General features: G+C 70.2%; 7 protein-coding genes. All 7 read right to left on the bottom strand.

What is annotated here, in order from left to right; all coding sequences use genetic code 11:
- Nucleotides 1-7: 7 nt before the first annotated feature.
- From AC1DYU_RS00810 to AC1DYU_RS00780, 7 genes are read right to left on the bottom strand one after another with little or no spacing between them, the layout of a single operon-like run.
- The gene (locus AC1DYU_RS00810; protein ID WP_476790004.1) at nucleotides 8-1,813 is read right to left on the bottom strand and encodes a hypothetical protein; all 1,806 of its coding nucleotides are present in this window, start codon (nucleotides 1,811-1,813) and stop codon (nucleotides 8-10) included.
- Between the two features lie 54 nt (nucleotides 1,814-1,867).
- Nucleotides 1,868-4,360, bottom strand: a complete 2,493-nt coding sequence (locus tag AC1DYU_RS00805) for a hypothetical protein (protein WP_476790003.1) — start codon at nucleotides 4,358-4,360, stop codon at nucleotides 1,868-1,870.
- Nucleotides 4,361-4,364: 4 nt separating this feature from the next.
- Nucleotides 4,365-6,794 carry a hypothetical protein gene (locus AC1DYU_RS00800; RefSeq protein WP_476790002.1) on the bottom strand — a complete coding sequence of 810 codons (2,430 nt, stop codon included), beginning with the start codon at nucleotides 6,792-6,794 and terminating at the stop codon, nucleotides 4,365-4,367.
- Entirely contained in the window at nucleotides 6,794-8,986 is a 2,193-nt protein-coding gene (locus AC1DYU_RS00795) for a hypothetical protein (protein WP_476790001.1), read from the bottom strand. Before AC1DYU_RS00795 ends, AC1DYU_RS00800 begins: the two co-directional genes overlap by 1 nt.
- A gap of 1 nt (nucleotide 8,987) precedes the next feature.
- Nucleotides 8,988-9,620 carry a hypothetical protein gene (locus AC1DYU_RS00790; protein WP_476790000.1) on the bottom strand — a complete coding sequence of 211 codons (633 nt, stop codon included), beginning with the start codon at nucleotides 9,618-9,620 and terminating at the stop codon, nucleotides 8,988-8,990.
- A gap of 3 nt (nucleotides 9,621-9,623) precedes the next feature.
- Nucleotides 9,624-12,050, bottom strand: a complete 2,427-nt coding sequence (locus AC1DYU_RS00785; RefSeq protein WP_476789999.1) for a phage tail protein — start codon at nucleotides 12,048-12,050, stop codon at nucleotides 9,624-9,626.
- Nucleotides 12,044-12,676: a phage connector family protein gene (locus AC1DYU_RS00780; RefSeq protein ID WP_476789998.1), complete on the bottom strand. Its 633-nt coding sequence runs from the start codon at nucleotides 12,674-12,676 to the stop codon at nucleotides 12,044-12,046. Before AC1DYU_RS00780 ends, AC1DYU_RS00785 begins: the two co-directional genes overlap by 7 nt.
- Between the last annotated feature and the right edge of the window lie 2 nt (nucleotides 12,677-12,678).

The following is a 12,678-nucleotide window of genomic DNA, read 5'->3' as shown; positions in this document are numbered from 1 at the left end:
GACGGCCTCAGGGTTGCGGAATCCAGAGGCCGAGCGTCGCGTCGTACCCCATGGTGATGGCGCCAAATTGCGGGATCGCGACATTGGCGCCGGCCGGCAGGCCGAAACGGTTGCCGATGACCGAGCCCTGGTTGTGCAGCAGCGTGACGGTGTTCGCGGCGATGTTCTGCAGCGTCACCTCCTGGCCGTCCTCGCAGCCGTCATGGAACAGGCCGGACAGGTTGGCCGGGCCGAGCGCCGACATGCGCACGCGGTTGCTCTCGCGCATGATCCGGCCGCCGGTCGCGGCATCGACCGGGTGCCAGTCATGGGTGGTGGCGAGCGACAGCGCGACCGGCGTGATCGCGGCGCCACGCCGGCGCGGCGACAGGCCATTCGTGATGCCGGCGACGCCGACGAAGGTGCCGAACAGGTCGCCCGGGTTTGGGTCCTGCAGGCCATAGCACTGGGTTTCGGACATCGCGCCGTCGCGCCGCCACGCCTTGCCGGTGACGCTGGCGCCGCCGCCGAGCTGGAAGGCGCCGCCGATAGGCGGGCCGCCCGGATCATTGGTCAGGACGAAGCTGCCGTTGAGCACATAAGCCGTCGCGATCGCGTAGACGATCGCGCCGGAGGCGGTGAAGGTGACATCGGTGGCGTTGGCCGTGTTGCGGTACTGCCCGCCATGCGACGCCTGGATCAGCGCGCCGCCGCCGCCGGTGACGACGTTACGGCCGAAGGAGGTCATCTGCCCGCCCCGCGTCGCCCAGATCTGCGAGCCGTTGACCGGACCGACCGCGCCGAAGTCGATCGAGGAGAAGTTGAGCACGGCGCCCTGCTGCCAGGCGACGAGGCCATTGCCGGCGGTGTTCTTGACCTTGAAGCCGCGCGCATGCAGGCGCGCCCCGCCATCGGCAATCAGCGCCTGCGAGGACAGGGCCGGGTCGACATCGACATCGTCCCAGGTCGAGGGCGTGTTGAGGTCGACGCCGTAGCCCTGCACATAGGCTTGCGTGAAACCGGTCAGGCCGCCGAAACACACGCCCGGCTTGTTGTTGAGGCCGACCCAGTTGAAGCGCACCTGCTGGCCGCGCCCGTCGAGCCGGTCGCGCACGGCGGCCCAGGCGGCGTCGATCGTCTGGAAGGGCTGGCCCAGCGACGTTCCGGGATTGGCGTCGCTGCCGGCAGCGGCAACGAACAGGTCAAGCGCCGCATAGATCGGCGTGCGGATCACGTCGACGGCGACCTTGTCGAGCGTGACGCTGCCCGGCGCCAGCGAGGCCGAGACGACGCTGCCCGGCGCCGGCACGTTGATGACGAGCGGCGTCGGGTCGATGAAGGTCAGGCCGCCATCGCCATTGCCGATCGGCACCTTGCCCAGGCGCTCGGCGGCCGAGGGGAAATCGAAGCCGGCTTCCGGCTCCGGCGCCAGCAGCACGCGCGTCTGCAGGTCGGACATGTCGCGGCGCAGCTCCTGCAGCACCGTCGACATCTTGTCGAGCTCGCGCTCCATCGCCGGCGTCACCAGAGCACTGCCGCGCGTTACGTCGGTGATGCGCGCATGGGTCCGCGCGCCCTCGATGCGGATGTGCCGGCCGGCAACCTGGCCCACAGCGAAGGTGGCGGATGCGAAGCCGGCCGGCGAGGCCGAGAGCGAGACCGTGAAGCCGCTCGTCAGCGTAACCCAGCGCTGGCCGACGCCGGAGCGCGCCCGCACGCGGACATCGTCGAGGTCGAAGGCGAGCCACGGGACCGGGCCGAAGACGCTTTGACCATCGGTCGCGACGAAGTCGGTCTGACGGATCGAGCGCGGCAGAGGATACTGGACGGACATGGGCGGCCCTCGCGAGAGAGGCCACCATGGCGGCTGCGCGGATGCGTCAACCGGTCAGCGCAGAAAGCTTTCAAACCCGGGCATGCGCGACGGCGCGGCCTCGCCCGGCTGCCACCAGAAGCTTGCCCCGGTCTCGCGCTCATAGCGCCGGCGCTGCTCGCCGAAGCTCTTATGCGCGTCGGGATCGGTCAGATACTGCAGCTGGTCGAGCAGGACGCGGTTATAGGAGGCGCGCACCGGCCAGAGTGAGGACAGGACCGGCGTGTTCCGGCGCAGGAGCTGCGTCGCCTCGCGGCCGAAATGCGTCTCCTTGCCGAGCGCCAGCTCCTGCAGGTTGCCGGCCGTCAGCTTGATGCCGGCCCCGATCAGCGAGAGGGTCGGGCCGGCGATCGTCTCGGTGAAGCCGCCACCATGGCGGTTGACGTCGGAGAACATGAAATCGCCGAACAGGCCGAAGCCGCCGCCGCGCTGAATCGCGGCGAGGATGAACTTCGGATCGTTCACCGGCTGGGCATCCCGCCCTTGCGTGATGTTGCCGAGCTGGATCGCCATGCCGCCGCCGAGCGTCAGCCCGATCGCCAGCGCCGAGGCATAGGCCGCCCCGCTCCATTTGCCCTGCGCCAGCTCGCCCTGCAGGGCCTGCAGCTGCAGCGTCGTGAAGGACAGGCCGAAGGACTTGAACTGCAGCATGCTCTCCAGCACCTCGCCGGCGACCGAGCCGCGATCGCGACCGGCGAGCACGAGCGACCGCGAGCGCAGCGTGCCGGCCGGCACCGCCCGCTCGGTCTCGCCATAGATCAGGCCGAGCAGCTTCTCGGCGAGCTGCGGTTCGGTCGCGGCGACGTCGCTCGGCCGCAGCAGCCCGGCCGAGCCCTCGCCGGGCGCATGCGCCGCGATCTTGCCGAGACGCTGCCAGTCGGACGCCGAGACGCCATAGGCCTCCAGCCGCGCCCGCAGGCGATCCGGGACCTGGTCGAAGGGCAGGTCTTTATGGTCGGCGAGCGCCCCCATCCATTCCAGCGCGAAGACATGCTTGCGCGCCTGCGTCATCGGCGACAGTCCGGACCAGGTCATCGTGCGGTCGGCCAGCCATTTCGACCATTCGGCCGCCCCCGTCGAGATCGTGGTGTAGCGGGCCTCGTCGCGGGTGATGTGCAGGAAGTCGTCGAGGATGATGCCGGCGCGCACCGCCTGCTCGCGCGGCACCGACCGGAAGGTGTCGATGATCGCGGTGAAGGCCGGCCAGATCGGCAGGCCGGCGACATGGCGCGACAGCGCGTCGATGAACGGATCGGTCACGGCGGCCGTCAGCGAGGCGGCGCCGAGATAGGCCGAGGTCAGCCCGTTGCGCACCGTACCGAAGCCGGCGGCGACGCCGGGCGAGACGGTCTCGCGGCCGCGCGAATATTGCCAGACGCTGTCGATCCGGCTGGCGAGATAGGCCGGATTGCCGAACAGCTCCTGCGCCTTGTTGCCCTCGCGGTAGAGCGAGGGCTTGCCGGCGATATGCTTGCCGACCTCGTTCATGTTGACCTGTTTCAGCCACTCGACCATGGCGCCCGGGTTCGGCCCGAGCAATTCCATCGCGGCGATGTCGCGGGCCATGCCGTTGATGTGGTTGAACACCGACACGATCGGGTCGCCGGTGCCGAACTGCTTGTCATAGGTGAGCCAGGAATCGGCATCCTTGAAGACGAGGAAGCGATGCTCCTGGCGCTGGCTCGCCAGCTTGCCCTGGCCGAAGCGCTGCATCGCCGGCTCGCGATTGGCCCAGCCACCAGACACGATATTGGCATAGGCGCCCGCAAGCACCTGGTCGAGCCGCGCCGGCGACAGCGCCTCTCCGGTCAACGGGTCCTTCATCCGGGCGGGATCGAGCAGCGGCTTGATGAAGGCCGCCCAGGCCGGCTGCTTGGCCTTGAGCACGGCCGCGCCGTCATGGCTGTGGGGCAGGCCCCAGCCGTCGAGCTTCTGCACGGCGCCGCCGGCGGCGTTGAAGCGCTGGCGCAGGCTCTCGAAGACGTCGTCGATCGCGCGGGCCATGGTGAAGGCCTCGGCCGAGCCGGTGCCCTCGCCTTTCAGCTCTCGCACGATGTCGTCGGCCATCGGCCGATTCATCCGCCGGCCTGAGATCGCCGTGCGCCGAAAGGTCTGCAGCGTGTCGGTCAACTGACTGTGCGCCAAGCCGACGATACTCTCGACGCGCCCGCGCAGGCCGACCGTGCCGCCGCCGAAATTCTCGAACAGGTTGAGCGTCGCCTCGAAGATGTCGGCCTTGCCGTCGGGCGTGCGAAAGCCGGTGATGTAGGAGGCGACGTTCTGCTTCGCGGCGGCCGTCAGCAGCACCTGGCGCTTCTGCTCGGCCGCCTCGATCCGCAGCGTCTTCTCCAGCGCTTCCTTGGCGGCGGCGTCGGCCGGACCATCGCCCAGCTCGAGTCGCTTCTGCGCGCGGATTTCCTCGAAGCGCCGGCCGAGATCGCCGGCCTCGTCTTTCGAGATGGCGCCCTGCTCGACAGCCGAGGCGAGGCATTCGTTGAATGTCGGCATCGCCCTAAGCTCCCGCCTTGCAGGCCGCGACCAGGTCGGCATGGAATCCGGTCTGGTCGGCTTCCGCAAGGGCTTCCTCGCGCGTGATCATGCGCGTCCCCATCGGATCGTCGCGCGACGCAACCGGCACGGTGTCGCCGAACATGTCGATCGTCGCATCGTCGCGCAGCTCGACGCGCTCGGCCACTGCGAGCGCCTGCGGCGTCCCGGGCTCGACCGCGTCGACCGGGCGCAGGGCCGGCTCCGACATCAGGCGCGGCAGCCCGTCCCGGTCGATCGTGGCGGCGACCTGGTCGAGGAAGCCGCGCGCCGCATCGGTCGCCCGGCCGCCCTCCTTCACGCCGCGCGCGGCCTCCGTCAGCAGATCCGAGATCGGCCCCATGCGTTGCGCCAGCTTGACCACGAGCTGCTGCATCTCGGCCGAGGCCGCCGCGCGCTCGGCATTGGTCGCGACCAGGACGTTGCCGCCGGCCTCGATCCGGCCGGCCTCGCGGCCGAGCATGCCGAAGACGCGCTTGTCGGTGGCGAGCTGGCGCACAGCCTGGTCGAGCACCTTGACCCGCTCGACCATCAGCGAGACCGTCTTGTCGAGCGCCCCGAACATGTCCTCCTGGCGCTCGCTGACGAAGCCGGCGCGCATCGACTCGCCGATCAGGATCGAAGCCTCGCGCTCGCTCTCCGGCTTGAACCGGAACAGGTCGCCGAGCACCGCGACATGCTGCAGCGGGTCGGCCACCATCGCGCCGACGCGGGCGCCATAAGCCTCCGGGATCAGCCCGGCATTGATCATGCCGAAAGCCTCCTCGGAGAGCCGCGCCAGCTGCACCGCCTGGCGCATCATCGGGCCGGACACGGGCAGGGCGCCGTCGGCCATGTCGGGCCGGTCGCGCAGCACGCGGGCGGCGTCGAGCGCCGTGCCGGACCCTTCCTGCATGTTCTTCTTCGCCGCCATCGCCCGGACGTCTGCGGCGGTCCAGCCATCGGCGGCGCGGAACAGATGCCCGACCAGCTCGGCGGGCTCGCTATCGGTCGAGAGGCGCTTCGCCAGGCCGAGGCGCTGATGCCCGTCGGCGATGACGCGCGAGCCGTCCGCGCGCTCGAACACGAAGACGCGGCCGCCGGCGAGCGGGTCCCAGCGCGAGACGCTGCGCAGGCGATCGGTGACGCCGGCGACGTCGGCGCCGCCCTTGTACTGCATCGCCGCCGCATCGGTGCCGATCGTCGCCGGGTCGAAGCGCTCGAAGGCGACCGGCTTGCCGTCGACCATGGTGACGTCGCCGGGCTTCGCCGGCAGCAGCTCGTCGGTGACAGTGGCGCGATCAGCCCGGGCTTGCGGCAGCGCGATCGGCAGATCGGCAGGCGGTTCGTTGACCGGGTCCTCGGCATGACGCAGCGCCTGGCGCATCACCTCGACCGCCTCGTCGCGCGAGACGCCGGGCGGCACCTCGCGCATCACGACGGCGTCGTCGGCAGCGGCGCGCTCGGCCGCGCGTAGCGCGCCGGCCTCCTCCTCCGGCAGGCGCAGGCCGGCGGCATCGAGCGCCTGGCGCAGCTCGCCGGGCGCGACCTTGCCGCCGGCGACCAGGCCGACGAGATCGCGCACGCCTTGCGCGCCGGCGCCGAACGCGCCGCCGACGCCGGCGGCCATGGCGATGTTCTGGATCGCCTCCGTCAAGCCCGATGCGAGCCCGGCCTCCTGCCGCCAATCCTGCGTGAAGGGCTGCTGCGCTGCCGTGATGCCCGCATTGATCAGGGCTTCGCGCGCCGCGACGATGGCGATGCGCCCGGCGACGCTGGTCGCCGCAGACGGCCCGCCGCCGGCGAACAGGCCGGCCGCGTTGATCGGGTCGCGGAAGGAGGGCACGACGCCGCCGCCGATCGCCGCACCGACGGCGCCGATCATCGAGCCCGCCTCGCCCGTCGCAACCTGCATGTCCTGCTCGGCCCGGCGCGCGATCATCGTCGGGGAAAAGTCGATCCTGGCGGTGGCGATCGCGTCGGCGATCTTCGGGTCGCTCTCGGCGAGCTGCGCCAGGCGCGCATCGAAGGCCTGCATGCGGAACGGTTCCAGCACGCGCGGCCCCTGTGCCCGGGCGGCGCCATAGCCGTCGCCGAGGCGGTCGCGCGCCAGCCGGTCGCCTTCGTCCTCGAAGCCGCCCTCGCGCGGATTGTCGAGCTTGATGCCGGACGCCGAGCGCACCGCGCTGATGATCCGCGACAGGCTCTCATTCTCGGCCCATGAGCGGGCGTTCGAGTTTTCGACATAGGTCTGTGCCTGCCAGCTCGCGTCGAAAATCCGCTTGTAGACCTGCGGCCGCTCGACGACGTCGCCGAGATTGGTCACGGCCTCACGCGCGATCGCCGCATAGCTCTTGCCGTCATCGGGCTTGGCGAAGGTCAGGGCGCGGTCGGCGGGATCGTCGAACAGCAGCATCACTTGCCCCCGATGAAGGCGCCCGGCGCGCGCTCGCGCAAGCGGCCCTTGACCTCGTCCCAGGGCAGCACGAAGGAATTGCCGTCCTGCCCCTGAATGAATTTCGGGTCCTGGCTGTTGAGGTCGCCGAGCGCAAAGCGGTAGCCGCCGGGCACCGCCACCGGCCGGGCATTGCGGATCTGGGCGGCGCGCGTGCCCGGGACGGGCGGAACCGGCAGCGTCGCGAGATCGTCGTCGCGGAGCGCGCCGAGCGCGTCGCTGAACCGATCGGAGCGCACCTCCGGCGGCAGCGGCACCGGCGCCGAGGAAAACCAGCCGGTCTTGACCCGGCCGATGCCGCCGACCGCCTTGCCGTCGATCATCTGGCCGCCGAAGGCCTCCTCGATGGCGCGGCCATAGATTTCCTTGGCCTCGCCGCTCTTGGCATTGCCGAGGTTCTGGATGCGGGCCGAGGCGATGGCGCGCGCCGCCTTCTCGATGCGCTGCTGATCCTGGCTGTTGAAGACAAGCGAGGTGCCGACCTTGTCGACCCAGATTTGCCGGAACGAACCATTGTCGACCTCGACCGGCTTTTGCCCGCCCGGCAGGCTGCGCGCCGCGACCGAGGCGATGATGTCGCGCGCCGCCTGCTTCGAGCCGCCAGACGCCAGCAGCAGCCCGGCCTGCGCCAGCTCCGGCGCCGAGCCCCCGATCTCGCGCATCAGGCGCGGCGCGTCGCGGCCGGCGCCGTCGACCAGCGCCTGAACCGTGTCGAGCGCGCCCTGCCCGCCCATGGCGATCTTGCGTTCGAGCGCCTTGACGTCTTCCGGCTGCAGCATCTTGCCGTTCGGGTTCAGCTCGGGCGGCAGTGCCCGCGCCAGCGCGGCGCGATCGCGAATGCCGGCGCGCAGCGCGGCGGGGTCGTCCATCACGATCGCCGCGACCGGCGCGATGCGCTGCTTCGCGGCGAGCCCGATCGGGTCCTCGACCGTGGCGGTGCGGAACTTGGCCGAGACATCCTCGAGAAACTGCAGATCCTGCGCCTGCTCTTTCGTCGGCGTCGGACCATAAGCCTTGCGCAGCTCGCGCGTCTTGGCGTCGACCCCGTCCGGCCCGGCCGTCGTCGCCGTCCTGATCCAGCCCATGCGCCGATCGAACTGCTCGACCTGCATCGGGCCGTTCGGCGCAGCCGCCGCGATCGCCCGGAAGCGCGAGACCTCCTCGACCGGCGGCATCGCGCCCTGCTGCGCGCGAGACAACATGTCCTCGGCCTGCTTCTCGACCGTCAATCCGGCCTGTTTGCCGACCGTGGTCAGCTGCGTCCGCTTGCGGGACAAGCCGGCCTCGACCTCATCCATGATCTTGGCATCTTCGCCGACCCGGCCGAGGCGCCCCTCGGCCTTGCGGGCCTTGTAGTCCGCCTCGCGCTTGTCCAGCTCCTCGACGGTCTTGATCTCGTCGACGGCGGCGATCGCCTCGCGCGTTGTGGCGCTGCGCTCGCGGGCGATCTTGTTCTGCGTTGCCTGGACCGCCGTCAACGCGCCCTTGGCGACGAGGTCCTGATCGCGGGCGCTGGCAGCGTCCAGCTCCTGGCGCACCACCGCCTGCGCCTTCGGGCTATACGGCGCCGTCTCGACGGTGGCGGCGACGATAGCCTCGCCGCGCATATTCGCTTCGATCGTCGAGGCCTTGGCCTGGTCCTGCTGCCGACCCTCGGCCGATTCCTGCGCCTTGTTCTCGAACGCGGTCCGCAGACGCACCATCGAATTCTTGACCTGCCCGGCGATCTCCGGGAAGACGTTGGCGCTCAGGACGTCCTGCTGCAGCGTCTCGAAGCTGGCCTTGAGCGCCGTCGGATTGTCTTTGTTGACCTGGTAGATTTCCAGCATCTGCTGGCGCATCGTCGCGTCGAGCGTGTCGAGATAGCTCGACGTGCCGGCATCGTCATAGGCCTTGCCGCGCAGCGAGACCGATCCGCCCGGCCGGAAGTTCGGATCGTTGCCGGCGATCGCGCCGGCGCGCTTGCCCTCGATCGTCGCCTCGCGATCGGCCTGGCGGCCGAACACGCCGGCCAGCTCGGAGCCAACCTGAAACAGCGCTTCGCTGTCGGCGCCGGCGCCCCTCTCGACGGCCGGAAGGCCCTCGATCCGGGCGCCCTTGGGATCGAACTCAGGAGTGGCGCCGACGGCGCGGCCGAACTTGTTGGCGGCCATATCAGGCGTACCTGTTTGCGAGGGCGGCGCCGCCCTGGATGCCGGCGCCGTAAGCCTTGATCCGGCCGGCCTTGCGGGCCGAGGCCGCCGAGCGCAGGAACTCGCTCTCGCGCTCCTTCAACCGGCCGACCCGGAAATCTTCCGTGCTCTGGTCGATCGTCAGCGCGCTTTCGGCGTCGCGCTCGGCCTCGTCGCGCGCCAGCGCCGCCGTGCCATAGGACAGGTCGATGCCCGATGCGGCGGCGGCGACGTCGCGCTCGCCCAGCGTCTTGAGCAGGGATTGCCGCAGCGAGTTGCGCCGGTCGGTGCCGCGCAGCCCCTCGATGTCCTGCTCGGTGCGCGCGTCCATCGCCTGGGCGGTCAGCGTGCGGGCCTTCTCGTCGCCGGCGCCGACCGCGCCCATCATCCCGGCGACGGTCGCCGTGCCCGACAGGATCGAGGTGAACAGCGAGCCGGCGCCGCCGAGCGACGGCAGGCCGAGGGACAAGGCGCCCATGCCCTCGCCGGCGGCGAGCAGCGAGGCGGCGGTTCCCGCGCCGGCGGTGCCGCCGATGCCGAGCGCGCTTCCGACGGTGCTGGCGGTGGCAGAGATCGCGGTGGCGACCGTGCCCATCGCGGCGGCGGCGAATTCCATGGCCTAGATCCTCGCTTCCACTGTGAGATTGCGAACATGCGCGCGGCCGGGCCGAACTTGCGTGAAGCGGACGATGCCGTCATCGCTCCAGCCCATCAGCCCCTGCGCCGAAAACGGCCCCGATGTCGGCTGGATCGGCTGGTCGCTGGCCTGGCCGCCGCGCAGCAACGCGACGTCGCGGGGCGGACGGCCATTGGCGCCGATCGCGATCGAGGTTGTGCCGAGCAGATGCACCCGCACCGTATGCACGCGCACCGGCCGCTGCAGCACGACGCGCTCGCCGATCAGCCGCGGTATCGGCAGGGTATCGGCGATGAACGGCGTCCAGCGCCCGACGATGACCGTGGTCGCCGGCTCGGGCAAAGTGATGGCCCCGGCCGCGACCACGAAAGGCCCGGTCGCATAGCCGTCGGCGAAGGCCCAGACGGCGGCGCCTTCCATGCTGCCGAGCCCGGTCACGATCGCGGTCGGCGCGCCGAAGACGAAGTTGCGCTCCTGATGCAGGATCGCGTCGGGCGAGACGCGCTCGCGGATGATCTGGCGGGAAACGCCGACCTGCCGCTCGATCAGGAGCCAGGTCACATTGCCGCCGTCGACGCAGACGTCGCGCACCTGGCCGTCGGTGACGAAGCGCACGAAGGCGGTGACGTCCTGGTTGCGGATCATCACGCCGACGGTCATCTGCCCATCGTCGCGCACGATCCAAAACCGCGACGCGTCGGTCGAGAGCGAGGAGCGCTGCAGCGCCGTGCTCTTGATCTGGGTGTTGAGATGCGAGGCCAGAAGCGAGATTGGATCGCTCTCATAGCTTTGGCTGACGTCGGAATAAGCCGCCGTATAGATGATCGAGCGCGACTTGCCGACATAGAGGATGCCGCCGTCGCTCTCGACCGGCCGGACGCCGGGCGCGCTGCCGTTGCGCGACGACTGCGGCGTGTTCGGCGGCGTGCCGCGCACGATCGCGCGGTCGGAGACGAAGTATTCCGCCTCGTTGGTGAAAATCATCAGATGCTTCGAGCGGGCAAGATGCTGCACGCGCTCGGCGCCGTTGCTGTCGAGCCGGAACAGCAGCGCGCCGGCCGGATTCTCGATCAGGGTGTTGAGGTCGTAGATCTCGCCCGAGACCGAGGCCAGCACCGCGCCGGGCTCGGATTTGAAGCCGGCCAGGTCCAGCCGGCCCTGATAGAGGTTGCCGGTCGCGGGCCAGCCGCGCGTCACGCTCATGATCTCCTCGCCGCCGGGATCGCCGAGCGTGAGATGGCTCGCGATCGACGCCGCCGTGGTGATGTTGGAGATGCGCGGCACCAGCGCGAAGCGCTTGCCGGCATTGCCGTCGCCGAAGCTGAGGTCGATCGTCGCCGTGGAGCCGCCAGGCAAGGCGAAGGTGACGTCGACGCCGGGCGCGACGGAGGGCAGCGCCTCGATCGCCGCCTTGAGGTTGATCGCGAAATTGGTCCAGTCCGGCCCGGTCGCCAGCTCGACGCCCTGGGCCTGCTCGCCATTGATGTCGAGTTCGAGGATCAGCCCGGCCGGGCCGGCGCTCCAGGTGATGGTGATGCGCCAGGCATCCTCGACGATGTTGCCATAGGTCGCGCCATAATCGACCAGCGGCAGATTGACGAAGGGCGCGCTGTCGCCGGACCAGTCATAATCGTTGTCGCGGCGCAGGATGCGGAACGGCATCAGGTCGACATGCCAGAGCAGCATCGTGTTGAGGCTCTGCTCGCGCGTCAGCGTCGGCAGGATCGCGGCCGAGACCGGCGTCGCCACCGAGGTCTGGAAAACATCGCCTTTCCAGATGTCGGCATGGCCCGGCGTCAGCACGATCGTGAAGGCGTCCTCGACCGAATAGGTGTGCTCGAAGATGCGCGCGACCTCGGGCTTGTAGCCGATCTCGGCGAGCGGCTGGAACCCGGCCAGGCCGAAGGTCACGGCCCCGGATGGCACGCCGAACAGCCGCAGGCGCGCCGCGATCGCGACCACGCCCTGCCCCGGCGGCAGCGCCACGCGCCGGTTGCGCGGCGTCGTCGTCGCGCTGAACGGCTGGCCGAAGGGGAACCAGGTCACGCCGTCGGTGCTGAACTCGACGCGCAGCAGCCCCGGCGTCGGGATCGTCGAGGTCAGGCCGAGCACATCGACGCAATCAAGCTTGATCGCCGCGAAACTGGCCTGGAAGATCGTCGCCGGCGCCACATGCGGGCCGACGGCCGAGAACACCCCGGTCGGCGGGATCAGCGCCAGCGGCCCGCGCGCCCGGCCGGCCTCGATCGTGCCCGGCATCGTGGCGAAGCCGCCCTGCGGCACCGGCTCGACATTCAGCATCAGCGAGGCGCCGGAGTAGAACTGCTTGATGTCGGAGCGCCCCCACACCGAGGGCGACAGCTCGCCGGCGTTCAGGCTCGCCTGGTACTGGCCGGGCCGGGCTACCATCTGGCGTCCGTCAGCGGGTTGTCGCTGTAGAGGTCGACCTGCGGCGGCGCGTTCGCCACCTCACGGGCGATCGCCCGGCCGAGCAGGCCGCCGGTGCCGCCCTCGCGGGGATCGCCGAAAGCCTCGCGCGACAAGGCGGCGGCAAGCGCGGTGTCGTGGCTGATCGGCACGCAAAGCGCCGAGGCGATGCCGACGATGATCGCCTTGCGGAATTCCGGCGGCCAGAAGGTCGGCTGCACCATGACGACGCCGCGCGCCCAGAGCTTGTCCTGCTGGCAATGGACCTCGCCGGCGTTGACCTCGAATTCGCGCAGCACGCTCTCGGGATTGCGGGGGTTGGTCAGGTATTTTTCGGGCAGGCCGAGCAGGCCGCCCGGCAGGCTGTAGGCATAGCGCCAGCCGGTGCCGGGATCACCGGCGAGCTGCGACAGCGCGAAGGTTTTCGAGGCGAAGCGCCAGGGCATCTTGCCGAGCGCGGCCTCGACCTCGGTCAGGTAGATCAGCTGCGCCGCCTGGGCGAGATCGCTCTCGTCGTCGAGGGTTTTGATCGGCGTGGCGGCAAAGCGCGCCAAAGCGCGGTTGACGATATCGACCGGTTCGAGATTGGCGTCTGGCGTGTCGGACATTG

This window comes from Allobosea sp. P2_B12 (genome assembly GCF_056404835.1).
Note: the sequence above shows the minus strand (reverse complement) of the source record. Positions and strands in the feature narration are given on the sequence as shown.

What these genes read in the sequence shown, in the direction of transcription:
- AC1DYU_RS00805 (WP_476790003.1), bottom strand. Translation starts at nt 4,360, where the DNA reads ATGCCGACATTCAACGAATGCCTCGCCTCGGCTGTCGAGCAGGGCGCC.
- AC1DYU_RS00790 (WP_476790000.1), bottom strand. Translation starts at nt 9,620, where the DNA reads ATGGAATTCGCCGCCGCCGCGATGGGCACGGTCGCCACCGCGATCTCT.
- AC1DYU_RS00780 (WP_476789998.1), bottom strand. Translation starts at nt 12,676, where the DNA reads ATGTCCGACACGCCAGACGCCAATCTCGAACCGGTCGATATCGTCAAC.
- AC1DYU_RS00810 (WP_476790004.1), bottom strand. Translation starts at nt 1,813, where the DNA reads ATGTCCGTCCAGTATCCTCTGCCGCGCTCGATCCGTCAGACCGACTTC.
- AC1DYU_RS00800 (WP_476790002.1), bottom strand. Translation starts at nt 6,794, where the DNA reads ATGCTGCTGTTCGACGATCCCGCCGACCGCGCCCTGACCTTCGCCAAG.
- AC1DYU_RS00785 (WP_476789999.1), bottom strand. Translation starts at nt 12,050, where the DNA reads ATGGTAGCCCGGCCCGGCCAGTACCAGGCGAGCCTGAACGCCGGCGAG.
- AC1DYU_RS00795 (WP_476790001.1), bottom strand. Translation starts at nt 8,986, where the DNA reads ATGGCCGCCAACAAGTTCGGCCGCGCCGTCGGCGCCACTCCTGAGTTC.